The 23836-nt window shown below is 61.4% G+C and carries 22 protein-coding genes; 6 read left to right on the forward strand and 16 right to left on the reverse strand.

Features of this window, described 5'->3' with window-relative positions; all coding sequences use genetic code 11:
- Window positions 1–220: 220 nt before the first annotated feature.
- A complete protein-coding gene (locus ACF8SD_RS14315) occupies window positions 221–979 on the reverse strand; it encodes a Nif3-like dinuclear metal center hexameric protein (RefSeq protein WP_392484054.1) in 759 nt (252 codons plus the stop codon).
- Between the two features lie 168 nt (window positions 980–1147).
- Between ACF8SD_RS14315 and algW the strand changes: the two genes are divergently transcribed.
- The gene (algW, locus tag ACF8SD_RS14320; RefSeq protein ID WP_173890981.1) at window positions 1148–2308 is read left to right on the forward strand and encodes a Do family serine endopeptidase AlgW; all 1161 of its coding nucleotides are present in this window, start codon (window positions 1148–1150) and stop codon (window positions 2306–2308) included.
- Window positions 2309–2339: 31 nt separating this feature from the next.
- On the opposite strand, the gene ACF8SD_RS14325 is transcribed toward algW, so the two are convergent.
- The 4 genes from ACF8SD_RS14325 to ACF8SD_RS14340 form a co-directional block, all read right to left on the reverse strand.
- A complete protein-coding gene (locus ACF8SD_RS14325; RefSeq protein ID WP_003251792.1) occupies window positions 2340–3104 on the reverse strand; it encodes an amino acid ABC transporter ATP-binding protein in 765 nt (254 codons plus the stop codon).
- 10 nt (window positions 3105–3114) lie between these two features.
- Entirely contained in the window at window positions 3115–4212 is a 1098-nt protein-coding gene (locus ACF8SD_RS14330) for an amino acid ABC transporter permease (protein WP_173890982.1), read from the reverse strand.
- Between the two features lie 10 nt (window positions 4213–4222).
- Window positions 4223–5401: an amino acid ABC transporter permease gene (locus ACF8SD_RS14335; RefSeq protein ID WP_173890983.1), complete on the reverse strand. Its 1179-nt coding sequence runs from the start codon at window positions 5399–5401 to the stop codon at window positions 4223–4225.
- A gap of 67 nt (window positions 5402–5468) precedes the next feature.
- Complete coding sequence (locus tag ACF8SD_RS14340; RefSeq protein ID WP_009684450.1) at window positions 5469–6497, reverse strand: amino acid ABC transporter substrate-binding protein; 1029 nt, start codon at window positions 6495–6497, stop codon at window positions 5469–5471.
- 332 nt (window positions 6498–6829) lie between these two features.
- On the opposite strand from ACF8SD_RS14340, the gene ACF8SD_RS14345 reads away from it, so the two are divergent.
- The gene (locus ACF8SD_RS14345; protein ID WP_173890984.1) at window positions 6830–7486 is read left to right on the forward strand and encodes an alpha/beta hydrolase; all 657 of its coding nucleotides are present in this window, start codon (window positions 6830–6832) and stop codon (window positions 7484–7486) included.
- Between the two features lie 100 nt (window positions 7487–7586).
- Window positions 7587–9035, forward strand: coding sequence for an ATP-dependent RNA helicase RhlB (gene rhlB, locus ACF8SD_RS14350; RefSeq protein WP_173890985.1), 1449 nt, complete (start codon window positions 7587–7589; stop codon window positions 9033–9035).
- Between the two features lie 86 nt (window positions 9036–9121).
- Here rhlB and moaE read toward each other — a convergent pair whose 3' ends face one another.
- From moaE to ACF8SD_RS14375, 5 genes are all read right to left on the reverse strand, one after another.
- Window positions 9122–9568 (reverse strand): molybdopterin synthase catalytic subunit MoaE, encoded by a 447-nt coding sequence (moaE, locus tag ACF8SD_RS14355; protein WP_173890986.1) that lies wholly within the window; start codon window positions 9566–9568, stop codon window positions 9122–9124.
- A gap of 2 nt (window positions 9569–9570) precedes the next feature.
- The gene (gene moaD, locus ACF8SD_RS14360) at window positions 9571–9816 is read right to left on the reverse strand and encodes a molybdopterin converting factor subunit 1 (protein WP_110675617.1); all 246 of its coding nucleotides are present in this window, start codon (window positions 9814–9816) and stop codon (window positions 9571–9573) included.
- Window positions 9816–10286, reverse strand: a complete 471-nt coding sequence (gene moaC / locus ACF8SD_RS14365; RefSeq protein WP_029887281.1) for a cyclic pyranopterin monophosphate synthase MoaC — start codon at window positions 10284–10286, stop codon at window positions 9816–9818. Before moaC ends, moaD begins: the two co-directional genes overlap by 1 nt.
- Window positions 10287–10423: 137 nt before the next feature.
- Entirely contained in the window at window positions 10424–11818 is a 1395-nt protein-coding gene (locus ACF8SD_RS14370; protein ID WP_173890988.1) for a PhoH family protein, read from the reverse strand.
- A gap of 278 nt (window positions 11819–12096) precedes the next feature.
- Window positions 12097–13224 carry a polysaccharide deacetylase family protein gene (locus ACF8SD_RS14375; protein ID WP_392484055.1) on the reverse strand — a complete coding sequence of 376 codons (1128 nt, stop codon included), beginning with the start codon at window positions 13222–13224 and terminating at the stop codon, window positions 12097–12099.
- Between the two features lie 137 nt (window positions 13225–13361).
- Between ACF8SD_RS14375 and yaaA the strand changes: the two genes are divergently transcribed.
- Window positions 13362–14141 carry a peroxide stress protein YaaA gene (gene yaaA, locus ACF8SD_RS14380; RefSeq protein WP_054905661.1) on the forward strand — a complete coding sequence of 260 codons (780 nt, stop codon included), beginning with the start codon at window positions 13362–13364 and terminating at the stop codon, window positions 14139–14141.
- A gap of 112 nt (window positions 14142–14253) precedes the next feature.
- Here yaaA and ACF8SD_RS14385 read toward each other — a convergent pair whose 3' ends face one another.
- The 6 genes from ACF8SD_RS14385 to ACF8SD_RS14410 form a co-directional block, all read right to left on the reverse strand.
- Entirely contained in the window at window positions 14254–15444 is a 1191-nt protein-coding gene (locus ACF8SD_RS14385; RefSeq protein ID WP_173890990.1) for an efflux RND transporter periplasmic adaptor subunit, read from the reverse strand.
- Between the two features lie 22 nt (window positions 15445–15466).
- Window positions 15467–16891: a TolC family protein gene (locus tag ACF8SD_RS14390; RefSeq protein WP_392484056.1), complete on the reverse strand. Its 1425-nt coding sequence runs from the start codon at window positions 16889–16891 to the stop codon at window positions 15467–15469.
- The gene (locus tag ACF8SD_RS14395; RefSeq protein WP_392484057.1) at window positions 16881–18050 is read right to left on the reverse strand and encodes an ABC transporter permease; all 1170 of its coding nucleotides are present in this window, start codon (window positions 18048–18050) and stop codon (window positions 16881–16883) included. The genes ACF8SD_RS14390 and ACF8SD_RS14395 overlap by 11 nt, the downstream gene beginning before the upstream one ends.
- Window positions 18043–18699 carry an ABC transporter ATP-binding protein gene (locus ACF8SD_RS14400; protein ID WP_218581713.1) on the reverse strand — a complete coding sequence of 219 codons (657 nt, stop codon included), beginning with the start codon at window positions 18697–18699 and terminating at the stop codon, window positions 18043–18045. Before ACF8SD_RS14400 ends, ACF8SD_RS14395 begins: the two co-directional genes overlap by 8 nt.
- Before the next feature lie 5 nt (window positions 18700–18704).
- Window positions 18705–19487 carry a hypothetical protein gene (locus ACF8SD_RS14405; protein WP_173890992.1) on the reverse strand — a complete coding sequence of 261 codons (783 nt, stop codon included), beginning with the start codon at window positions 19485–19487 and terminating at the stop codon, window positions 18705–18707.
- A 96-nt stretch (window positions 19488–19583) separates the two neighbouring features.
- Entirely contained in the window at window positions 19584–20030 is a 447-nt protein-coding gene (locus ACF8SD_RS14410) for a hypothetical protein (protein ID WP_392484058.1), read from the reverse strand.
- Window positions 20031–20939: 909 nt separating this feature from the next.
- On the opposite strand from ACF8SD_RS14410, the gene ACF8SD_RS14415 reads away from it, so the two are divergent.
- Both ACF8SD_RS14415 and ACF8SD_RS14420 read left to right on the forward strand, forming a co-directional pair.
- On the forward strand, window positions 20940–22256 hold the full coding sequence (locus ACF8SD_RS14415) for a nucleotide sugar dehydrogenase (protein ID WP_173890993.1): 1317 nt from the start codon (window positions 20940–20942) through the stop codon (window positions 22254–22256).
- Between the two features lie 73 nt (window positions 22257–22329).
- Window positions 22330–23811, forward strand: a complete 1482-nt coding sequence (locus ACF8SD_RS14420) for a glycosyltransferase family 2 protein (protein ID WP_009684460.1) — start codon at window positions 22330–22332, stop codon at window positions 23809–23811.
- Window positions 23812–23836 lie beyond the last annotated feature (25 nt).

Below are 23836 nucleotides of genomic sequence, written 5' to 3' on the forward strand. Positions count from 1 at the left end.
GATCACTCTATCACAGCGGCTGCTTCTATTTAGGCAGCCAGCTAGATCGAAAAAGTCTAACGATATGACTGGGGGTTAGGCTAATGCCTGTCAGTCAAGCGTTACTGGGGCTGCTTTGCAGCCCTTCGCGGGCACGCCCGCTCCCACACGTTTGGCGCTGAACTCAAGAAATGCGCGATCCCCTGTGGGAGCGGGCGTGCCCGCGAAGGGGCCGGTAAGGTCAGATCGGGTTCGGGCAATCAATGAACAGGTGTTCCACGGCAAACCGCCGCGCCAGGTAATCACCCAGTGCCTGCACCCCGTACCGCTCGGTGGCATGGTGCCCGGCAGCGATGAAGCTGACGCCATTCTCCCGCGCACTGTGGTAGGTCTGCTCAGACGCCTCGCCCGTCAAGTACAGGTCTACCCCGGCGGCAATCGCCGTGTCGATATAGCCCTGCCCGCCCCCGGTGCACCAGCCAACCCGGCGGATCATTTCGTCGCCTTCGACCAGCAGCGGCTCACGCCCCAGCACCTCCTGCACGCGCCGGGCAAAATCGCGGGCGGTCACCGGTTCGGCCAGCGAACCGACCAGCCCGACCACCTTGGGGTTGTCCGGGTCCAGCGGCCCTTCGACGGTGATCTCCAGTTGCCGCGCCAGCTGCACGTTGTTGCCCACCTCAGGGTGTACATCCAGCGGCAAGTGAAACGCCAGCAGGCTGATATCGTTGTTCAGCAAGGTTTTCAGGCGGCGCTGACGGATGCCGGTGATGCAGGGGTTTTCGCCCTTCCAGAAGTAGCCATGGTGCACCAGCACCAGGTCGGCCTCGGCCTCGACCGCGGCATCCAGCAACGCCTGGCTGGCGGTGACACCGCTGACGATACGGCTGACCTGCGGCCGGCCTTCGACCTGCAGGCCATTGGGGCAGTAGTCCTGGATCCTGGCGCTGCCCAGGTAACGCTCGGCTTCTTCAACCAGGGTGTTTAGCGCGACGGCCATGAAAATCTCCTCGAAAACTGCACTTTCCCCAGGCACAACGCACCGGGAACGCCCGTATAATGCCGGCCATTATGGGCCGTCGCCGGCACTGGGGGAACCGGTGTATGATCGCGCGCGCTCATGCCCCACCGCGCGGCCACTGGCCCCCGCTCTTTTCAGGACTCGTTCATGTTCAAGGCTTTGCGTTACTTTGGCTGGCCCCTGCTTACCGGCGTATTGATCGCCATGCTGATCATCCAGCGGTTTCCGGAATGGGTCGGCCTGCCCAGCCAGGACGTCAACCTGCAGCAGGCACCGCAGACCACGAAGATCATGCAGGGCCCGGTGTCCTACGCCGACGCCGTGACCCTCGCGGCCCCGGCGGTGGTCAACCTGTACACCACCAAGGTGGTCAACAAGAGCGCCCACCCGCTGTTCGAAGACCCGCAGTTCCGCCGCTTCTTCGGCGACAACCTGCCCAAGCAGCGCCGCTGGGAATCGAGCCTGGGCTCGGCAGTGATCATGAGCCCCGAGGGCTATCTGCTGACCAACAACCACGTCACCAGTGGCGCCGACCAGATCGTGGTGGCCTTGAAGGATGGCCGCGAGACCCTGGCCCGGGTCATTGGCAGCGACCCGGAGACCGACCTGGCGGTATTGAAGATCGACCTGAAGAACCTGCCCGCCATCACCATCGGCCGCTCCGACACCATCCATATCGGTGACGTGACGCTGGCCATCGGCAACCCGTTCGGCGTTGGCCAGACCGTGACAATGGGCATCATCAGCGCCACCGGCCGCAACCAGTTGGGCCTGAACAACTACGAAGACTTCATCCAGACCGACGCCGCGATCAACCCGGGCAACTCCGGTGGTGCGCTGGTCGATGCCAACGGCAACCTGGTCGGCATCAACACGGCCATTTTCTCCAAGTCTGGTGGCTCGCAGGGCATTGGCTTCGCCATCCCGGTCAAGCTGGCACTGGAGGTGATGAAATCGATTGTCGAGCATGGCCAGGTGATCCGCGGCTGGCTGGGTATCGAAGTGCAGCCACTGAGCCAGGAACTGGCCGAGTCGTTCGGCATGAAGGACCGCCCAGGCATCGTGGTTGCAGGCATCTTCCGCGAAGGGCCGGCGGCCAAGGCCGGGCTGCAGCTGGGGGACGTGATCTTGAGCATCAACGGCGAACCGGCAGGTGACGGGCGCAAGTCGATGAACCAGGTGGCGCGGATCAAGCCGAACGAAAAGATCACCATCGAGGTGATGCGTAACGGACAGCAGCTCAAGCTGGTGGCGGAGGTGGGGCTGCGGCCGCCACCGGCACCCGCTGCCCCACAAGAAGAGAAGTAAACATCGGGGCCGCTTTGCGGCCCCGGCTGTATCAATGCAGGATCTGGCTGAGGAACAACTTGGTCCGATCGCTGCGCGGCCGGTCGAAGAAGTCATCCGGTGCCGCCTGCTCGACGATTTCACCTTTATCCATGAAGATCACCCGGTTGGCCACGGTGCGGGCAAAGCCCATCTCGTGGGTCACGCAGAGCATGGTCATGCCATCTTCGGCCAGGCCGACCATGGTATCGAGCACTTCCTTGACCATCTCCGGGTCCAGAGCCGAAGTGGGTTCGTCGAACAGCATGATTTTCGGCTTCATGCACAGCGCCCGGGCAATCGCCACGCGCTGCTGCTGGCCACCAGACAACTGCCCCGGGTACTTGTGCGCCTGCTCCGGGATACGTACCCGCTCCAGGTAATGCATGGCAATTTCTTCGGCCTTGCGGCGCGGCATCTTGCGCACCCACATCGGCGCCAAGGTGCAGTTCTCCAGAATGCTCAGGTGCGGGAACAGGTTGAAGTGCTGGAACACCATGCCCACTTCACGGCGGATCGCCTCGATCTGCTTGAGGTCGTTGGTCAGCTCCACGCCATCGACCACGATGCGCCCCTGCTGGTGTTCTTCCAGGCGGTTGAGGCAACGGATGGTGGTGGACTTGCCCGAGCCGGACGGCCCGCACAGCACGATACGCTCGCCCTGGCGAACATTGAGGTTGATGTCCTTGAGCACATGGAACTGACCGTACCACTTGTTCACACCCTGCATCTGGATGATCCCTTCGGGGCCAGCAGGCTGCTTGATCGCTTCACTCATTTCGAAACTCCTAACGCTTGTGGCCAGTGTCCAGCTTGCGCTCCAGGTGCATGGAGTAGCGGGACATACCGAAACAGAAAATCCAGAACACGAGGGCGGCGAAAACATAGCCCTCGGTCGCCATACCCAACCAGGCCGGGTCGGCGGCGGCTTGCTTGACACTGTTCAGCAGGTCGAACAGGCCGATGATGATCACCAGGCTGGTGTCCTTGAACAGGGCAATGAAGGTGTTGACGATGCCAGGGATCACCAGCTTGAGCGCCTGCGGCAGGATCACCAGGCCCATCGCCCGCCAGTACCCCAGGCCCATGGCTGCGGCCGCTTCGTACTGGCCCTTGGGGATGGCTTGCAGGCCACCGCGTACCACTTCGGCGACATAGGCCGACTGGAACAGAATCACGCCGATCATCGCCCGCAGCAGCTTGTCGAAGCTCATGCCCTCAGGCAGGAACAACGGCAGCATCACCGAAGACATGAACAGCACGGTGATCAGCGGCACGCCGCGCCAGAACTCGATGAAGGTCACGCACACCACCTTCACCGCCGGCATTCTCGAACGCCGCCCCAAGGCCAGCAGAATGCCCAGGGGCAAGGCGCCGACGATGCCCACGGTGGCGATCACCAAGGTCAGCATCAGCCCGCCCCACTGGCTGGTGGACACGGTGCTCAGGCCCAGCAGGCCACCGTGCAACAAGGTGTAGGCCAGCAGCGGGTAAAACACCAGGAAGCCCAGGCCATAGAGGGCCTTGCGCGGGAAGCGCTTGATGAACAACGGCGCTGCGCCAAGCACCGCCAGCCATACCGTCAGGTCGACCCGCCAGCGCAGCTCGACCGGGTAGTAGCCGTACATGAATTGGCCGAAGCGCTGCTGCACGAACACCCAGCAGGCGCCGTCCTTGGTGCAGTCGGCGCGGGTGGTGCCAACCCAGTTGGCGTCGATCAGCGCCCACTGCAACAGCGGTGGCACGATCAACCAGATCAAGTAGAGCGCAAACAGGGTCAACAGGGTGTTCAGCCAGCTGGAGAACAGGTTGGTACGCATCCATGCGAGTACGCCGACGGTTTTCACCGGTGGCGGCATATCGGGTTTGAAAACATGGGCATTCACAGGCGTATCCTCACCGCTCGATCAGCGCAATGCGCTTGTTGTACCAGTTCATCAGCAGCGAAATGCTGATGCTGATGGCGAGATAGACACTCATGGTGATGGCGATCACTTCGATGGCCTGGCCGGTCTGGTTGAGCACGGTACCGGCGAACAGCGAGACCATCTCCGGGTAGCCGATACCGGCCGCCAGCGACGAGTTCTTCGCCAGGTTCAGGTACTGGCTGGTCAGTGGCGGAATGATCACCCGCAAGGCCTGGGGGATGATCACCTTGCGCAAGGTTGGCCCTTCGCGCAGCCCCAGCGAGCGCGCCGCCTCGGTCTGGCCGTGGCTGACCGAACGGATGCCCGAGCGCACGATCTCGGCGATGAAGGCGGCGGTATAGATCGTAAGCGCCAGGGTCAGCGCCAGCAGTTCGGGGATCAGCACCCAGCCACCAACGAAGTTGAAGCCCTTGAGCTGCGGTGCCTCCCACGTGACCGGGCTGCCGAACAGCAGCACGCTCAGGCCTGGAATGACCAGCAACAGCGCCAGCGCGGCCCAGAACTTGTGGAACGGTACACCGGTCTCGTCGAAGCGTTTGTTGGCCAGGCGCACCATCAGCCAGACCGCCCCGACCGCCACCGCCAACGCCGCGACAAATGGCCAGAAACCGTCCGCCATGGAGGCACCAGGCATGTTCAGGCCACGGTTGCTGATGAAGAACAGGTCGTTGAGGTTGATGCTGCCCCGCGGTCCCGGCAGGGTCAGGAACACGGCGAAGTACCAGAACAGGATCTGCAGCAGCGGCGGAATGTTGCGGAAGGTCTCCACGTACACCGTCGCCAGCTTGTTGATCATCCAGTTCGGCGACAAGCGCGCCACGCCGATGATGAAACCCAGGATGGTCGCCAGGATGACGCCAATGAGGGTGACCAGCAGGGTGTTGAGCAGGCCGATCACGAACACCCGTGCGTAGCTGTCCGATTCCACATAGGGGATCAGGTGCTGGGCGATGCCGAAGCCGGCGCTGCGATCGAGAAAGTCGAAGCCCGAGGTGATACCCCGGTGTTGCAGGTTGGTTTGCGTATTGTGAAACAGATACCAGCCCAGACCGACCACGAAAACGATGGTAAGAATCTGGAACAGCCACGCGCGCACACGTGGATCGCTCAGGGATAACCCCTTTTGTGCGCCAATATGATTTTGCATGAAGTGCCCCGGAAAATAGGGATTCGAACAACCTGCGGCGGCCGGATGCCGCCGCAGGGTGCAGCCATCAGCGCACAGGTGGCGCGTACTGGATGCCGCCGTTGTTCCACAGGGCGTTCATGCCACGGTCGATCTTCAGGTCGGTACCTTGGCCCAGGTTCTTCTCGAACACTTCACCGTAGTTGCCGACTTGCTTGACGATCTGCACTACCCAGTCTTTGGGCAGCTTGAGGTCCTTGCCGTACTCGCCGTCCGCACCCAGCAAGCGGGCCACGTCAGGGTTCTTGGTCGCTTTGGCTTCAGCCTCGACGTTCTTCGAGGTGATGCCCGCCTCTTCGGCGTTGAGCATGGCGAACAGGGTCCACTTGACGATGCTGAACCAGTCTTCGTCGCCTTTGCGCACCACCGGGCCGAGTGGTTCCTTGGAGATGGTTTCCGGCAGCACCACATATTCGGTCGGTGCGGCCAGCTTGGAGCGCTGGGCGAACAGCTGCGACTTGTCGGACGTCAACACATCGCAACGGCCGGACTCCAGCGACTTGGCGCTCTCGTCAGAGGTATCGAAGGTGATCGGGGTGTACTTCAGGCCATTGGCCCGGAAGAAGTCCGACACGTTCAGTTCGGTGGTAGTACCTGCCTGGATGCAGATGGTCGCGCCATCGAGCTCCTTGGCACTGGAAACACCGAGCTTCTTGTTGACCAGGAAACCGACGCCGTCGTAGTAGGTGACACCGGTGAACACCAGGCCCATGCCGGCATCGCGCGAGCTGGTCCAGGTGGTGTTGCGCGACAGCACGTCAACTTCGCCCGATTGCAGGGCCGTGAAGCGTTCCTTGGCGTTGAGCTGGCTGAACTTGACCTTGTTGGCGTCGCCGAACACGGCAGCGGCCACGGCGCGGCAGACATCGGCGTCGATACCGATGATCTTGCCTTGTGCATCAGGTACCGAGAAGCCTGGAAGACCGTCGCTCACGCCACACTGGACGAAGCCCTTCTTCTTTACCGCATCAAGGGTGGCGCCGGCCTGGGCATTGCTCACGGCGCCCAGCGCGGCGGCAGCGGTGAGGACTGCCAGGGTGGTTTTCAACACTTTCATTCACAACCTCCAAATCGCTCTTGTTGTATCGAGCCGGAATTGCACCGCACCCTTTTGAGGCATGTCCGACCCGTATTGGCTAGTTATTGGGTCAATTGGCGCAATGGGCTGTTCTATGACAGCCTTCGCGTACAAAGGGTGTTACCGTCACGGCCTGCCCTTTGCATCGCAACCTCAGCTGCAAAGCGCGTACCAAATGTTTTGGCTGGAGCGTTTAAGCGTTCGTCAAGTAGGGAAAGTTGTATCGTTGCGACATTCTTTTTCTGACAACCCTTTGCAGCGCCTTTTTTTCAGGCACACAACACGATCACCCGCACTCTTTCGGAGCAGTCATGACCAACCCGCTGATTCTCGAACCCCAGAAAACCGCCGATGCCTGTGTGATCTGGTTGCACGGCTTGGGAGCCGACCGTTACGACTTCCTACCCGTAGCCGAATTCATGCAGGAGCGCTTGACCAGCACCCGCTTCGTGATGCCCCAGGCACCCACCCGCCCTGTGACCATCAATGGCGGCTATGCCATGCCCAGCTGGTACGACATCAAGGCCATGACCCCGGCCCGCGCCATAGACGAGGCTCAGCTGGAGGCGTCTGCCGAGCAAGTGGTGGCGCTGATCAAGGCGGAGCAGGCCAAAGGCGTCAGCCTGTCGCGCATCTTCCTCGCCGGTTTCTCCCAGGGCGGCGCGGTGGTGTTGCACACTGCCTATATAAAGTGGCAAGAGGCGCTGGGTGGGGTGATCGCCCTGTCCACCTATGCCCCCACCTTCAATGACCAACACCAGCTCAGTGCCTGCCAGCAACGCACCCCTGCCCTGTGCCTGCACGGCGTGCACGACCCGGTAGTGATCCCGGCCATGGGCCGCACCGCCTTCGAGTACCTGAACACCTGGGGCGTTGCCGCCCGCTGGCACGAATACCCAATGGAACACGAAGTGGTGGTGGAAGAGCTGAACGACATCGGGGAGTGGCTTGCCGTGCAACTGCAATAAGCAGCGGTCAGTGTAGTTGTCAGGCTATTGCACTACGCCACGCCCGATTCTTGCATTACACTGCCCGGCGTACATTCCTTAATCAGTTGATGAGACGATCGTGCTCAAGGCACTCAAGAAAATATTCGGCAAGGGAGAGGCTGCCCCACAGGCCGCCGCTCCTGCTGCCAGTGTGACGCCTGCGCCGGCACCCGCCAGCGAGGCGCAACCGGCGGCCCCACGCGCCAACCCTACCCCCAAGGCAGAATCGCCTGTTGCCGTAACGCCAGCGGGCGACAAGCCGGCCAAGGACAAACCACGTCGCGAGCGCAAGCCCAAGCCCCAGGCCAGCCTGTGGAAACTGGAAGACTTCGTGGTCGAACCGCAGGAAGGCAAGACGCGCTTCCACGACTTCAAGCTGTCCAGCGAGGTGATGCACGCTATCCACGACCTGGGCTTCCCTTACTGCACGCCGATCCAGGCGCAGGTACTGGGTTACACCCTGCGTGGTCAGGATGCCATCGGCCGTGCCCAGACCGGCACCGGCAAAACCGCAGCGTTTCTGATCTCGATCATTTCCCAGCTGCAGCAGACCCCTGCGCCCAAAGAGCGCTACATGGGTGAGCCGCGGGCGCTGATCATCGCGCCAACCCGCGAGCTGGTGGTACAGATTGCCAAGGACGCCGCGGCGCTGACCAAGTACACCGGCCTGAACGTCATGAGCTTCGTCGGCGGCATGGACTTCGACAAGCAGCTCAAGGCCCTGGAAGCGCGCCACTGCGACATTCTGGTGGCTACACCGGGCCGCCTGCTGGACTTCAACCAGCGGGGCGAGGTGCACCTGGACATGGTCGAAGTGATGGTGCTGGACGAAGCTGACCGCATGCTCGACATGGGCTTCATCCCGCAAGTGCGCCAGATCATTCGCCAGACGCCGCCCAAAAGCGAGCGCCAGACCCTGCTGTTCTCGGCCACGTTCACCGACGACGTGATGAACCTGGCGAAGCAATGGACCACCAACCCGGCCATCGTCGAGATCGAACCGGAGAACGTGGCCAGCGAAACGGTCGAGCAGCATGTCTATGCGGTGGCCGGCAGCGACAAGTACAAGCTGCTGTACAACCTGGTGACCCAGAACCGCTGGGAACGGGTGATGGTGTTCGCCAACCGCAAGGACGAAGTGCGGCGCATCGAGGAAAAACTGGTGCGCGACGGCATCAACGCCGCCCAACTGTCGGGCGACGTGCCGCAACACAAGCGAATTCGTACCCTGGAGAACTTCCGCGAAGGGCGCATCACCGTTCTGGTCGCCACCGACGTGGCCGGGCGCGGGATTCACATCGACGGCATCAGCCACGTGATCAACTTCACCCTGCCAGAGGACCCGGACGATTACGTGCACCGCATTGGCCGTACCGGCCGTGCCGGCACCAATGGCGTATCGATCAGCTTTGCCGGGGAGGATGACTCGTATCAGCTGCCGGCGATCGAGGAACTGCTGGGGCGCAAGATCAAGTGCGAGATGCCGCCGGATGAACTGCTGAAGCCGGTGCCGCGCAAGCACCACTGACCCGTGGTTGGGAGTACATATCCCCCTGTAGGAGCGGCCCTGTCGCGACACAAGGCCGCTCCTACAAACGGCTGGCGCAGCCTTGACTACCAGCGCCCTGCGGCATCCAGGTCACTCTGCCTGCCGTCCACCCACCTCGGCCCTTCCTGGGTATTTTCCTTCTTCCAGAACGGTGCCCGGGTCTTCAGGTAGTCCATGATGAAGTTGCAGGCATCGAACGCTGCCTGCCGATGGGCACTGGCCACGCCGACGAATACGATTGGCTCACCTGGCTCCAGCGCACCGATGCGGTGCAGCACCTGCACTTTCAACAGCGGCCAGCGCTGCTCGGCCTCGATCACGATCTTGGCCAAGGCCTTTTCGGTCATGCCCGGATAGTGTTCGAGGAACATCCCTGCCACTTCGCGGCCATCATTGAAGTCCCGCACATAGCCGACAAAGCCGACCACCGCGCCCACCCCCACGTTGGCCGCATGCATGGCATTGGTCTCGACGCCCGGGTCGAACGCGTGTTCCTGCACTCGCACTGCCATGCTCAGCCCCCCGTCACCGGCGGGAAGAACGCCACTTCATCGCCCTCTTCCAACGGCTCATCCAGCTTGCACAGTTCTTCGTTGCGGGCGCACATCAGGTTCTGTTCGGCCAGCAGTTCATAAGGCCCACCCTTGCCCAGCAATGCCCGGCGCACATCGTCGACAACCTTGAACTCACCCTCCACCCGCTCGGCATCCACGCCCAGCAACTCACGGTAACGAGCGAAGTACATCACTTTGACTTTCATCACGCCTGCACCTTGTAGTGGCCGCTCTTGCCGCCCAGCTTTTCCAACAGGCGGACCTGCTCGATGACCATGCCTTTATCCACAGCCTTGCACATGTCATAGATCGTCAGCGCAGCGACGCTAGCGGCGGTCAGTGCCTCCATTTCCACACCGGTCTGCCCGGCCAGCTTGCAGCGGGCGAGGATCCGCACCGCGTCCTCGCCCTGCGCGCTGAGTTCTACCTTGACGCTGGTCAGCATCAGCGGGTGGCACAGCGGGATCAGGTCGCTGGTCTTCTTCGCCGCCTGGATGCCGGCAATGCGCGCCACGGCGAACACATCGCCCTTGGGGTGTTCACCGTCGACGATCATCTGCAGGGTCTGCGGCAACATGCGCACCCGCGCCTCGGCGGTGGCCTCGCGCTCGGTCACGGCCTTTTCAGTGACGTCGACCATGTTGGCCCGCCCCTGGGAATCAAGATGTGTCAGCACTGCTCTGCTCCTGTGAAGGGAGCCTGCAGTGTAAACCTGTGGGTCAGGTTTGAGCAGAGGTATGTGTCGGCAGGTCTGGCGGCTTTATGGGCACGCTCGTGGAAATGCCGGGCAGTGGGCTGCCCGGCGACAGGGTTTTACAGATGCGATTCGGCGTACTCGGCCAGTACCGAGCGTGGCACACCCTGCAGGGTGATGTGCACGCCATGGGGGAAGTCCTTGAAGCGCTCGGTCAGGTAGGTCAGGCCCGAGCTGGTCGCGGACAGGTAGGGGGTATCGATCTGCGCCAGGTTGCCCAGGCAGACCACCTTGGACCCGGAACCGGCACGGGTGATGATGGTTTTCATCTGGTGCGGCGTCAGGTTCTGGCACTCGTCGATCAAGATCAGGCTCTGCTGGAAGCTGCGGCCGCGAATGTAGTTCAACGACTTGAACTGCAGCGGCACGCGCTCGAGAATGTATTCGACGCTGCCATGGGTGCTTTCATCGTCCATGTGCAAGGCTTCGAGGTTGTCGGTAATGGCGCCCAGCCACGGCTCCATTTTCTCTGCTTCGGTACCCGGCAGGAAGCCGATCTCCTGGTCCAGCCCCTGCACACTGCGGGTGGCAATGATGCGCCGGTAGCGTTTGCTGACCATGGTCTGCTCGATGGCTGCTGCCAGGGCCAGGATGGTCTTGCCGGAACCGGCAGCGCCGGTCAGGTTGACCAGGTGAATGTCCGGGTCGAGCAAGGCGAACAGCGCCAGGCTCTGATGGATGTCCCGCGGTTTCAGGCCCCAGGCCTCCTGGTGCAGCAGTGGCTCCTGGTGCAAGTCGAGCAGCAGCAACTCGTCGTCGCGGATGCCCTTCACCCAGCCGACGAAGCCCTGGTCGTCAATGATGAACTCGTTGACGTGAACGGCCGGCAGGTTGTCGATCATGTGCACGCGATGCCAGGTCCGGCCGCGCTCCTGGCGGGTATCGACCTTGCTGACCCGGTCCCAGAACGAACCGCTGACCGAGTGGTAGCCCTTGGACAGCAAGGACACATCATCGACCAGTTGGTCGGTGCTGTAGTCCTCGGATGCGATGCCACAGGCACGCGCCTTCAAGCGCATGTTGATGTCTTTGGTAACCAGCACCACGTCCAGGTCGGGGCGCCGGGTGCGAACGTCCAGCAGAGTGTTGATGATGATGTTGTCGTTGAGGTGTTCCGGCAACAACTTGCCAGGCTCGTTGCGTGGGCTCATCAGGATCGAAAGAAAGCCTTTGGCCCCACTCTTGTTGCGCTGGATCGGCACGCCCTGCTCGACATCACTGGGCGAAGCGTCCCCGAGGGTCTGGTCGATCAGGCGGATGGCCTGCCGGCACTCTGCGGCGATGGTCTGTTTACCGGTCTTGAGTTTGTCGAGTTCCTCCAGCACCGTCATGGGGATAGCGACGTGGTGCTCCTCGAAGTTGAGTAATGCGTTGGGGTCGTGAATCAGGACGTTGGTATCGAGCACATAGAGGATTGGCTTGCTGGAGGAAGGGGTGCGTCCTTGGTCATCCATACTCGGTCACCTTATGTCGAAGCCGCACGGCGTGGTCTGTTACGCCGCAGAGTGACTGCCGTGTCCCCGTATCCGCGTTGTTACGGGCGGGGAGCAACCTGGCCAGGAGGGTCTGGATGACGCCACCTGTGCTGCAGGGATCGGCTGTCTGGTTTCTTCATACCGCAAAAACCATGACCGGAAAAAGCATTTTTACGTGTTTTTGAAGTTTATTTTTCCGATTGACGATAAGGCCTTGGCGGCAGGCCTAGACACGACTACGCTCAGAAGTGGTACCTCTATTCGCTGTACCCATAGGCTTGGCAGTCTTCCCAGCCGATACCGCTCTGGGCGGTACTGCGCAGCAACCACTCCACCGCCGGTTGCGCCTTGGGCAGGCTGTCATGCAGCTGGATAACCCCCTTGCGCCACAACAGCATCAGGGTCAGCACGCGTTGCGCCGAGGCTTCGGCAGTCAGTGCAGTGTCATCCTGCGCGTCGATATCCCACAACGACACCCGCAACTGCTGGCTGGCCATGAACGCCTCGCCATCGGCCCGGCGTTGCCCGTAAGGGGGGCGGAACAGCGGCACGTACTGCTCCGGCAGGTCGGCCTGCACGCGGGCCTGGCTGCGCCGCAGCGAGTCCTGCCAATCGACCCACTGTGCATGCGAGCGGTACTCCCAGCCCTGAATACCCACGCACTGGCCGCGATAAAGCCAGGCCACAGTGTTCGGCATGCCGGCATCCCGGCGCTGCTGCAAGCGGTTGCCAAGTACCAAGAAGGTACCCGCCAGCTTTTGCCGGCGCAGGTAATCGGCCAGCAGGTCGGTACTGCCGCCGTCAGGCCCCGGGCCACCGACGAAGGTCAGCAGGAACATGCGATCGTTCAGGCGTTCACCATCGAGCTCCCGTGCAGATAGCCGCTCCACCTCGCTGCTGGTCTGGGGCAGCAGCGCAGCTTTGCGCAGCTGTTCGTCCAGGTAGCGGCTGTGAAATTGGTGGCTGGGCTCTATCCACCCGGCATAGAACGCGCCGACATCGGCGGCGAACGTCGCCGCCTGGGTACGTAGATCCGCCATGGACTCAACGGCGTAGCAGAACGACGCATCCTGCTCGCAGCTGCGTTGTGCCTGTTGGTAGCCTGCCCATAACCGCTGCCACATGCGCGCCCGCAGTTGGCGAACCTTCTGCAGGTTGATCTGCCGCAAGCCCAGCCGCGCCGCCAGCGTTGCATCATCGAGCAGCTCGCTTTCATGCAGTACCCGGGCGAACGACAGAATCTCCGCCCGTGAAGCCACATCGAACAACGCCGGGCTGTTCAGTTGCTCGGGCCACAGGCTGCGATCGAAACTGACCGGGGCTGTGGGGGCGGCTTGCACGGCCAGGCTCAACAGCGCGGCCAGCGCGGCAAAGGCGATGCGCACGGTAAAAGGCTCCGTCACGGCAAAACGCGAACTATAGCGTTAGAACCGGCCATGGTCTGTGACTATTGTCACCATAGTTTGGACTTGCACCGCCCAGCCCGTAGAATCTCAGGCCAATGATGCCAGGAGCCGACCCGATGCTGACGGTGATTTCCCCCGCCAAGACCCTCGACTACGATACCCCGCCGGTAACCGAGCGCTTCACCCTGCCCCAGTACCTGGATGATTCCCAGGTGTTGATCCAGCAACTGCGAACCCTGTCGCCGGCGCAAATCAGCGAGCTGATGCACCTGTCCGACAAACTCGCCGGCCTGAACGCCGCACGCTTCGGCAGCTGGTCTCCGGACTTCAGCCCAGCCAATGCCAAGCAGGCGCTGCTGGCGTTCAAAGGTGACGTGTACACAGGCCTTGCTGCCGAAACCCTGGGGGAGGACGACTTCAGTTACGCGCAAGACCACCTGCGCATGCTCTCCGGCCTGTACGGCCTGCTGCGCCCCCTCGACCTGATGCAGCCCTACCGGCTGGAAATGGGCACCAAGCTGGCCAATGCCCGCGGCAAGGACCTGTACGCCTTCTGGGGTACACGCATCAGTGAATGGTTGAACCAGGCCCTGGCCGCTCAGGGCGATGACGTGCTGTTGAACCTGGCCAGCAATGAATACTTCAGCGCAGTGAAACGCAGCGCCCTCAAGGCGCGGGTGATCAATGTCGACTTCAAGGACTTGAAGAACGGCCAGTACAAGATCATCAGCTTCTATGCCAAGAAAGCCCGCGGCATGATGAGCCGCTTTGTCATCGAACAGCGCATCAACGATCCAGAGCAGCTCAAGCAGTTCGATGTCCAGGGTTACTACTACAGTGCCGAACAGTCCAAGCCAGATCACCTGGTGTTTCTGCGCGATCACCCGGGCGAGTAGACCTGCCGATACCGCTTCGCGGCTTGAGCCGCTCCTGCAACCGCCACGCGGCACCCGCAGGAACTGCTTCAGCCGCGAGCACCGGCAAGGCCAGGGCCAGCCTCCACCGCCTTCAGGGCAGCTGTACATAGCCGCTTTCCAAACCGATCGCTTCCACCCCCTCGGGCACAGCCACCCCTGCCTTAACCAAAACCCGCCTCGCCGGCTGGCCGTCTTCGCCGCGCCATACGGCGTAATGTGCACCCGCCTGATCCACCCGCAGCGCCTCGGCAGGCACCACCAGGGCACTGTCGTTGCTGTATACCAATACTTTCAGCTGTGCACTCATCCCCAGGCGCAAGCCTGACTGCGCTGACGGCGCAGACAGGTCGATATCTGCAACTACGTCATACCAGGTACCTTGCCCGTTGTCCGGTCTAGGCTGCTGGCTTATTTGGGCCAATACCCCGGTAAATGACTGGCCAGCCACGCTGACCTGCACCTGCTGCCCCTCGCGCAGAATGCCCAGGTCCTGCTCTTCTACGGCTGCCAAAACCTGTAACTGGTCCAGGTCTATCAGCTCCAGCAGTGGCGTGCCGCGAACGACCTGCTGGCCTGGCTGCAGGGGCACCGCGGTGTCACCTGGCGCCGTCACCCGCACGACCACAGCACTGAAGGGGGCCTTGATCACGCGCTGGCGCTGCAAGCTTAGCAGTGCACGTTTGCGCGCCTCGGCATTGCTCAGCTCCATCCGCGCAATTTGCAGGCTATCGCCTTGGCCGCGAACCTGTGCCTGCTGCAACTCCTGCTCGGCATCGAGCACGGTTTGCCGCTGCGCCTCAACCTGTCGCGCCAGCCCCTGCAGCTCCATTCGCGCGACAATGCCTCGCTCATATAGCCGCTGGGTGTCACTCAGGTTTACCTGGCCAGCCGCCAGCGCGCTTCGCGCATTGGCCAGCATGCGCCGCGCCCTGCCCACCTCAGGGCCGCTGGCCCAGGCTTCAAGAACCATGACGTTGCTGCGAGCCCGCAACCAGTCCGCCTCCACCTGGCGCAGTTGGATAGCCAACTGGTCGGTGTCCAGCGTAAGCAGCACCTGCCCCGCCTGAACGCGCTGCCCATGACTGACAGCGATTGCGGCCAGTATGCCGTCGAACGGTGCCGTCACGGTGACCTGGCGTGTTGCCTGCAGCCTGCCGGCCAGGCCCAGATGCTGCTGCAAATGCTGGGGCACGATCGGCACCCAACGCTCACCGTCGGGCTGCGGCTCTGCCGGCCGGCCGTACCAGAACCAGATAACGAACAGACTGAACAGGCCAGGCACTATCCATAACCCCCGATGCCTCCTAGTCATACAGGTCCACACCCCAGTTTTGCAGCGTCGAACCCTGTACCTGGTCAAGCACTGCGCGGCCATTGAGGTAAGCGATGGCAGCATCCAGGTAAGCGTTCTGAGCATGGCGCAGATCACTCTCGAAGATCAGCACCTCAAAGTTGCTGGAGCGCCCGAGGGCCAGTTTTTCCCGTTCGATATCAAGTTTGCGCTGCGATAGGGACAACATCCGCCGGGCAATCTCCAACTGCCGCCAATGCACCTTAATATCCCGCACGGCATCGCTCACATCGCGCTGCAACTGCTGGTAAACCTCGGCCTTGGTCAGTTGATGGTGTTGCAGTGCGGCCTCGGCATGCACCTCAGCCTGCCGCAGGCTCAGGTCACCCAGGGGCACCTCCAGCTCCAGCCCCACATAGCGCTGCCAACTCGGCCGACTGCCAGGGCGTTCATGCGCCTGGCTGGCCCCAGCCACCAACGCCAAGTCCCACGATTGCTGGTCACGAGCCAGCAGCAAGTCGATTGCAAGTTGCTCACCTGTAATCTGCTGCATCAGATAGGCAGGTTGCAGCGCTTCGGCCAGGGCCAACGCTTGCGCGGCATCCACCTGCACCTGTTGCACCTCGACCTTGTCCACAGCCCGCAAAGGGGTTGCAAGGTCGATAGCCAGTGCTTGGGCCAAGGCAAGCCGGTTTCCCCGCAACTGGCTGCGGCTACTCTCCAGTGCCAGCTCCTGGGTAGCCACCTCGGCTTCAGCCTGGATGATCTCGAACGCTGCCATGCGGCCCGCACTGATAAGGGCCTGGTTAACCTGCACAAGCTGACGCGCGCGCCGCAACGCCTGCTCAGCAATGTTCTGTTGCTCCTGAGCCCGTAGCAACGCGCGGTAAAGGAAGATGACCTGGTTGATGACCCGCGCAACATCATCCTTGAGCGCCAGCCGGTTGAGCTGCTCCGACAGCTGCGCCTGACGCAGTGGCGCGCCTGCGATGGCACGGCCGGCACCACGCAGCAGTGGCTGGGTCACGCTCAGGTTGGCGCCGTTCCTGTAGCGCGCGCCTGACTCCTGCCCCCGGGCATGGCCATATGACCAATCCAGGCTCAGGCGCGTGCCGTAAGGTGTCAACAGCTTGGCTGACGGGACGAAGTCGGCCTCTCGGTAACGCTCGCTCTGGTTGCGATTACCGTAAGCGCGCGCCTTGAGTGAAAGTTGCGGCGAGTAGTGATCACGGACCACACGCAGGTCGAATTTTTCAACCCTGCGCCGAAGCCGGGCGCTACGAATGGCGCGGTTGTCTCGCAAGGCCAGGGCAACCGCATCTGCCAACTGCAATGGCACTTCATGGGCCCTGGCCATCGCCAATGCGCTGACCCCTTCAGCCCTGGCTGCAGCAGGCAGGAGCAACGCGCAGGCAAGCAGCCATCCGCTATACCTCACGCAATGCCTCCACCGGTTGCAGGCGCGCGGCGGCGAGTGCCGGATACAAGCCCGACACAAGCCCTGCAAACAACGAAGCGGCTACGCCTAATGGCAGCGAGTAAAAAGCCAGTGACAGCGGCCAACCGGAGAGCCAGGCGAACAACCAGGCAGCCAGTAGCCCTGCCACTGCACCCACCCATGCACCGGCACAAGACAACAGCAAGGCTTCGAGCAGGAACGACCAACCGATATCCCGGGCCCGCGCCCCAAGGGCAAGGCGAAGGCCAATTTCCCGGCGGCGTTCGGCAACGTTCATCAACATGACGTTCATCACGCCGACGCCGCCCAACAGCAAGGCAATCACGGCAAACCCCGCCAGTAAACCGTTGAGCATCTGCGACTGGCCGGCCATGCCCTCGAGCAACTGGCTCGGCAGCCGCACTGACACTTGGTGCAATGGCAGTTGTGCCTGGAGATGGGCTGACAGACATTTTGCGGACTTTGCCAACGGATGGGGGTCGCGCCCGAGTGCCAGCATCAAACCCACATCCGGGGCCGGCATCAGGCGGCGCATGCCTGATAAGGGCATGATCACAGCCCGGTCCAGCATGACCGGCAACAATGGGTTGTCACCTGTTGCCGCCAGTACTCCAACCACGTCGAACAGGTAGCGCCCCAGCTGCACTTGCTCGCCCTCCCGTGCGGCCAATTGAACCGCCAGCGAGGCTCCCAACAGGACATGCAGGGCGTCGGCATCATGTGCAGACAGCAGGCGCCCACCCCGGGCACGAAGCTCAAGCAGCTCGGCAAGCTGGGGCGTGCTACCTACAACCATTGCGTCCTGCCGTAAACCCTGCCGCTGGACAGTGCTTGCAGCGACAATCAGCGGGGCCGCCACCCGCACATACGCTGACACACCGGTCAGGTCAGGCATCGCTGCGCTGCCACGCCTGTCCGGGCGCTCCAACTCGACGACCATCAGTTCGCTGCCCATACCTTTGAAAAGCGCTTTCACATGCTGCGCTGCGCCATGCCCCATGTTCAGCAAAGCAACCACCGCAGCACAGCCGACCCCTATTCCCAGCAGTGCCAGCCACGCCCTGCGCCCCATCAGGCGAAGGTTCAGCAGCGCCTCGGCGAAGCGCTGCTGCCAGCCGGGGCCATAGTGCTCAGGCATCGCTCAGGCGTCCATCTTCCACACGCACGCGGCGTTGCATCTGCTGCGCCAGGGACAGGTCATGCGTGACCATGAGCAGCGTGGTGCCCCGTTCGCGGTTGAGCTTCAGCAGCAGTTGCAGCACGCGCTTGCCGGTCAACGGATCCAGGCTGCCGGTTGGCTCGTCCGCGATCAGCATGCGCGGTTCAGTGACCAACGCACGGGCAATGGCCACCCGCTGCCGTTGGCCACCTGACAAATCGGCAGGCCGCTGACCGCCTTGCGCGCCAAGGTCCACGGCCTCCAACTGCACCTGGGCCAGGCGCCGCGCCGCAGGCAGGCGCAGGCCGCGATAGGCCAGCGGTAGCGCGACGTTATCCAGCGCGCAGAGCCGCGGCAGCAAGTTGAAACTCTGAAAGACAAAACCGATCAGCTGATTGCGCATGACCGCACGCTGATCAGCGCTGGCTGCCGTCACGTCGATGTCATTTAGCAGGACACGGCCACTGCATGGGCGGTCAAGCAGGCCGATCAGGTTCAGCAAGGTGCTTTTGCCTGAACCGGACGGGCCGATGATGGCGCAGCTTTGGCCCCCAGGCACCATCAGGTCGATGCCGTGCAGCACCGGCCGGCCAGCATGGAACCGGCTGACGTTGGTGAGGCTGATCATCGGCTTCATGCACGGTTGTCCTGGTCGCCTGCCGGTGCCAGCGCCGGCTTTGCGTGCCGCGCCTCATCTTCCAACTTGCGGACGGTTTTCAAGATTGTTTCCTGCAGTGAGTCCGCTTCCTCACCTGGGGGGGACTCTTTTCTGCCAATCAGCATATTCAGATTGATTTCATAATTACCGAATTGCGCCTCCTCTATCGCAGGCAGTGCCTTGTAATAGGCGATCACTTCCCTGATCGCATGATCCCTGAGGCCGGTGTTTTCATATTCCGCATTCGATTTATCGACAATATAATGAGTCCATAATGAATACCGATGCCCAAGTTCCATGAAAGCGGCCTCTCTTTCATTCTTGGTGAAATCACCCTCTTCGTCATAGCCAATCAAGACCAATTGTTCAGTGGACAAATCTTTGAATGGATTCTGTCCTTTTCCATTAACGAACTCGGTCGCCTGCCGCGCACGGGCCAGCAACTCCGCGTCATCAGTGTCAGGTACAAACGCATCGTTCAGAGGCTTGTTCAGGCCGTGGACAGAGCTGTTCAGATCATCCCTGATGCGCATGCCCAATTTAGCCAGTTCCTGACGGCTAAGCTGGCTGTCACGCTGCGCTGCCCGCTCTGCGGCAGCCGCTAGCTGACGAGCAAGTGGAGACACGTCTGGCACACTCTCGCCTTCACCATCAACTCTGGCTGCGTCCAAGTCAGACGAGGTCGCAGTAGTGGCCACTGGAATCGCTTTGAATATTTTTTGCAAGGGTGAAGCAATAAAATCGCCAATCCTGGACATGACTAGCCTCCTGATTGAGTTAACACTTCAGTGCATTCAGCCTCAACCGAGCAGCCTGCCAGTAACTGGACGGGCCACTCGATCAACGCCAAGTGGTTACTTCATGGTGAACGCGGCTTTCCAGGCGTAGTTAGCAGCGAAACCTGAATTCACAGCGGTGCAAGTTGCCCCGCCGGTCGGGGTGGCTGTTTTGTTCCATTTGGGTTGCTTTATGCCCCCGGCCATCATCATCACGAATGTGGTGCTGAAAGCGCATGACTTTCGTCCGTCCGCATAGCGCAACATGGCGCCATTCGCATCAGGACTCACTAAGCGTTGGACGGTAAACTTTATCGACTGGCCAGCTCTGACTTCTTGATCCGGCGCGGGCACTGCAATCTGATAGGTGCTGCTCTCATTGGCATTGGTCAACTGGAGCTTGACGGTCTCTGTACCAAGGTTCCTGAAGGTAACCTCGACAGGCGGCCCCGCCAGCGCTTGGCCGGCAGCAAGCAACGAGGCAGTTGCACAAAGGATTCGCGTAAATCTTTTCATCGGTGTCATTCTCGTCTCTTCCCTGTGGTGATGGGGTGAGACGCCCTTGCGGCCGTAGCCTCAAGCTGCCTGAGACGCTCCTTCGTACACAGGCACCTCCTCTGGGAGCGCCCATGAGGCTTAACGGCCACAGTGGCAAAACCTTAAAAAAAATGTGCCTACAAAATGTTGCAAGCCGTGCGGGCCGCTCATGAGAGAACACCTTGATTCGTCATTTTTCTGGCGCCAAAAAAATCTTTACGCAAGTGTCTCGCTCTGCCGCCGGGGCGACCGTTCATACCTTTTCTGACGAATTCTGAAAAAATTTTTTCGATGCCGGCACTAAAACATCTCGCAACAGTTTCGCCCTTGAAACATCGGGGGCAAACCGATGCGTGCCATCAAATTGAAACTGTCGGCAGCTGAATAAATATTTAGAAATCTTTCATCGAGACGAAACCCAGCCAGGAACTTCTCATATCCACAACCGCTCATAGAGCCGTAACGAATTTCCTGCCCACGGGCTGTGAGAGATGACTTACAGATGACAACGGCAAGGTATCCACTACCGGCCTCGAGAATATAGACAGGCCACCCGGCTAACGCCTTAATGCCTGTCCTTACAGGAGACAAGCGTCCCGTACAACTCGTCCTAGTGGTTGATTTCAAAGGATTTATCCCACTTGAAAAAACAAGCACAGCAAAGCGCCGCGTAGCGCCTTGCAATAAAGACGGCTGCATGACAGGGCACGTTTTTACTACCTGGCTTTTAAATGCCTAATTTGAGTGCATAACTTTTCTTGCACTCCGGACTTATGTTGCCTGCGCTCGGTGAAGTGTGCGTTCGCCATGGACCCGTGCGCCTGAAAACTGCTGTTAATCAACCCAGCCCGGCACTCCACGGAGGCGTCGGCGTGATAAACACATGAGGTGATAGCGATGCGTATCAGCATCTTTGGTTTGGGTTATGTGGGTGCAGTCTGTGCAGGCTGCCTGACGGCGCGTGGCCATGAAGTAATCGGTGTGGACGTGTCCAGCACCAAGATCGACCTGATCAACCAAGGCAAGTCGCCGATCGTCGAACCTGGCCTGGAAGCACTGTTGCAACAAGGCATCGCCAATGGTCGCCTGCGTGGCACCACCGACTTCGCAGAGGCCATTCGCGCCAGCGATGTATCGATGATCTGTGTGGGTACCCCCAGCAAGAAAAACGGTGACCTGGGCCTGGAATACATCGAGTCGGTGTGCCGGGAAATCGGTTATGTGCTGCGCGACACCACGCGCCGCCACACCATCGTGGTGCGCAGCACCGTGTTGCCAGGCACCGTCAAGAACGTGGTGATCCCGATCCTCGAAGATTGCTCGGGCAAAAAGGCCGGCGTCGACTTCGGCGTCGCGGTGAACCCGGAATTCCTGCGTGAAAGCACTGCAATCAAGGACTACGACCAGCCACCGATGACCGTCATCGGCGAACTGGACAGCGCCAGCGGCGACATCCTCCAGGCGCTGTACGAAGAACTCGACGCCCCGGTCATCCGCAAGCCGATCGAAGTGGCCGAGATGATCAAATACACCTGCAACGTGTGGCATGCCACCAAGGTCACCTTCGCCAACGAGATCGGCAACATCGCCAAGGCTGTCGGTGTGGATGGCCGCGAAGTGATGGACGTGGTCTGCCAGGACAAGGTGCTCAACCTGTCGCAGTACTACATGCGCCCCGGCTTTGCCTTCGGCGGCTCGTGCCTGCCAAAGGACGTGCGCGCCCTGACCTACCGTGCCGCCAGCCTGGACGTGCGCGCCCCCCTGCTCGACTCGCTCATGCGCAGCAACGAGTCGCAGGTGCAAAACGCCTTCGAACTGATCGAAGCCCACGACAAACGCAAGGTCGCCCTGCTTGGCCTGAGCTTCAAGGCCGGCACCGACGACCTGCGCGAAAGCCCACTGGTGGAGCTGGCCGAACGCCTGATCGGCAAGGGCTACCAACTGGATATCTACGACGAGAACGTCGAGTACGCCCGCGTTCATGGGGCCAACAAAGACTACATCGAATCGAAGATCCCGCACGTTTCGTCGCTGCTCAACGGTGACTTCCAGAAGGTCATCGACAACGCCGACATCATCGTTCTGGGCAACCGTGACGAGCAGTTCCGCGCCCTTGCCCAGCAAGCACCGGCCGGCAAGCAAGTGATCGACCTGGTCGGCTTCATGAGCAAGCCGACCAGCGCTGCCAGCCGCACCGAAGGCATCTGCTGGTAACCCCTGGGCCAGGCGGCGCAAGGCTCCCCACTTGCGCTGCCGCCCTTTCCCGAATTTTCCACGGATGCTGAACATGCAAAGGCTCCAGACAGTGCTGTTGCAGTGCGCCGGTTGGCTGCTCTACATGAGCCTGCTCATGCTGATCGCCCTGGCCCTGCCAGCCGATATCTTCGACTCGCAATCGAAGCACTTCATCTTCCTGGTCGGCGCCGTCGGCATCTGGCGCTACTCGATGGGCGCCACCCATTTCATCCGCGGCATGATCTTCCTCTACGGCGTGTACCCCTACCTGCGCCGCAAAGTGCAGAAAATGGGCAGCGCCGCCGACCCGTCGCACGTGTACCTGATGGTCACCAGCTTCCGCATCGAAGCATTGACCACCGCTCAGGTGTACAGCTCGGTGATCCGCGAGGCGATCAACTGCGGTTTCCCCACCACGGTGGTCTGCTCGCTGGTGGAAATGTCCGATGAACTGCTGGTGAAAAGCCTGTGGGCCAAGTACAACCCGCCGGCCCACGTGAAGCTGGACATCGTACGCATCGCCGGTACCGGCAAGCGCGATGGCCTGGCCTACGGCTTCCGTGCCATCTCCCGCATGCTGCCGGACGAAAACGCCGTGGTGGCGGTGATCGACGGTGACACCGTGCTGGCCGATGGCGTGGTGCGCAAGACCGTACCGTGGTTCAAGCTGTACCCCAATGTCGGCGGCCTGACCACCAACGAATTCTGCGAAGTACGCGGCGGCTACATCATGAGCGAATGGCACAAGCTGCGCTTCGCCCAGCGCCACATCAACATGTGCTCGATGGCCCTGTCCAAGCGCGTACTGACCATGACCGGGCGCATGTCGATGTTCCGCGCCAGCGTGGTCACCAACCCCGAGTTCATCGCCGACGTGGAAAGCGACTCGCTGATGCACTGGCGCCTGGGCCGCTTCAAGTTCCTGACCGGTGACGACAAGTCCAGCTGGTTCAGCCTGATGCGCCTGGGCTACGACACCTTCTACGTGCCGGACGCTGCCATCAACACGGTCGAGCACCCGCCAGAGAAAAGCTTCTTCAAGGCCAGCCGCAAGCTGATGTACCGCTGGTACGGCAACAACCTGCGGCAGAATTCCCGTGCGCTGGGCCTGGGCCTGCGGCGCCTGGGGCTGTTCACCAGCATCGTGCTGTTCGACCAGCGCGTGTCGATGTGGACCAGCCTGCTGGGCCTGACCGTAGCGGTGATCGCCAGCCTCAAGTTCGGCCTGGCATACCTGCTGGTGTACCTGCTGTGGATCGGCATCACCCGCCTGATCCTCACCGTGATGCTGCTGTGCTCTGGCCACAACGTCGGCCCGGCCTACCCGCTGATTCTCTATTACAACCAGATCATCGGCGCGCTGATGAAGATCTACGTGTTCTTCCGCCTCGACAAACAGTCGTGGACGCGTCAGCCCACTGCCCTCAAGCGTGACCTCGCCAGCTTTCAACAATGGTTCAACACCTGGTCCTCGCGGACCATGACCTTCTCGGCGGCCAGCATCTTCGTTGCTGTGCTGTTCATGGTCGTGTGAGCCCAACCCGGATCGGATCTAACAG

Origin of the sequence: Pseudomonas sp. CJQ_9 (assembly GCF_043106615.1) — a bacterium.
GTDB lineage: Bacteria > Pseudomonadota > Gammaproteobacteria > Pseudomonadales > Pseudomonadaceae > Aquipseudomonas > Aquipseudomonas juntendi.

Excerpts from the sequence above, each read along its gene's own strand:
- ACF8SD_RS14315 (WP_392484054.1), bottom strand. The coding sequence starts at position 979 with ATGGCCGTCGCGCTAAACACCCTGGTTGAAGAAGCCGAGCGTTACCTG.
- algW (WP_173890981.1), top strand. The coding sequence starts at position 1,148 with ATGTTCAAGGCTTTGCGTTACTTTGGCTGGCCCCTGCTTACCGGCGTA.
- ACF8SD_RS14325 (WP_003251792.1), bottom strand. The coding sequence starts at position 3,104 with ATGAGTGAAGCGATCAAGCAGCCTGCTGGCCCCGAAGGGATCATCCAG.
- ACF8SD_RS14335 (WP_173890983.1), bottom strand. The coding sequence starts at position 5,401 with ATGCAAAATCATATTGGCGCACAAAAGGGGTTATCCCTGAGCGATCCA.
- ACF8SD_RS14340 (WP_009684450.1), bottom strand. The coding sequence starts at position 6,497 with ATGAAAGTGTTGAAAACCACCCTGGCAGTCCTCACCGCTGCCGCCGCG.
- ACF8SD_RS14345 (WP_173890984.1), top strand. The coding sequence starts at position 6,830 with ATGACCAACCCGCTGATTCTCGAACCCCAGAAAACCGCCGATGCCTGT.
- moaE (WP_173890986.1), bottom strand. The coding sequence starts at position 9,568 with ATGGCAGTGCGAGTGCAGGAACACGCGTTCGACCCGGGCGTCGAGACC.
- moaD (WP_110675617.1), bottom strand. The coding sequence starts at position 9,816 with ATGAAAGTCAAAGTGATGTACTTCGCTCGTTACCGTGAGTTGCTGGGC.
- ACF8SD_RS14370 (WP_173890988.1), bottom strand. The coding sequence starts at position 11,818 with ATGGATGACCAAGGACGCACCCCTTCCTCCAGCAAGCCAATCCTCTAT.
- yaaA (WP_054905661.1), top strand. The coding sequence starts at position 13,362 with ATGCTGACGGTGATTTCCCCCGCCAAGACCCTCGACTACGATACCCCG.
- ACF8SD_RS14395 (WP_392484057.1), bottom strand. The coding sequence starts at position 18,050 with ATGCCTGAGCACTATGGCCCCGGCTGGCAGCAGCGCTTCGCCGAGGCG.
- ACF8SD_RS14400 (WP_218581713.1), bottom strand. The coding sequence starts at position 18,699 with ATGATCAGCCTCACCAACGTCAGCCGGTTCCATGCTGGCCGGCCGGTG.
- ACF8SD_RS14405 (WP_173890992.1), bottom strand. The coding sequence starts at position 19,487 with ATGTCCAGGATTGGCGATTTTATTGCTTCACCCTTGCAAAAAATATTC.
- ACF8SD_RS14410 (WP_392484058.1), bottom strand. The coding sequence starts at position 20,030 with ATGACACCGATGAAAAGATTTACGCGAATCCTTTGTGCAACTGCCTCG.
- ACF8SD_RS14415 (WP_173890993.1), top strand. The coding sequence starts at position 20,940 with ATGCGTATCAGCATCTTTGGTTTGGGTTATGTGGGTGCAGTCTGTGCA.
- ACF8SD_RS14420 (WP_009684460.1), top strand. The coding sequence starts at position 22,330 with ATGCAAAGGCTCCAGACAGTGCTGTTGCAGTGCGCCGGTTGGCTGCTC.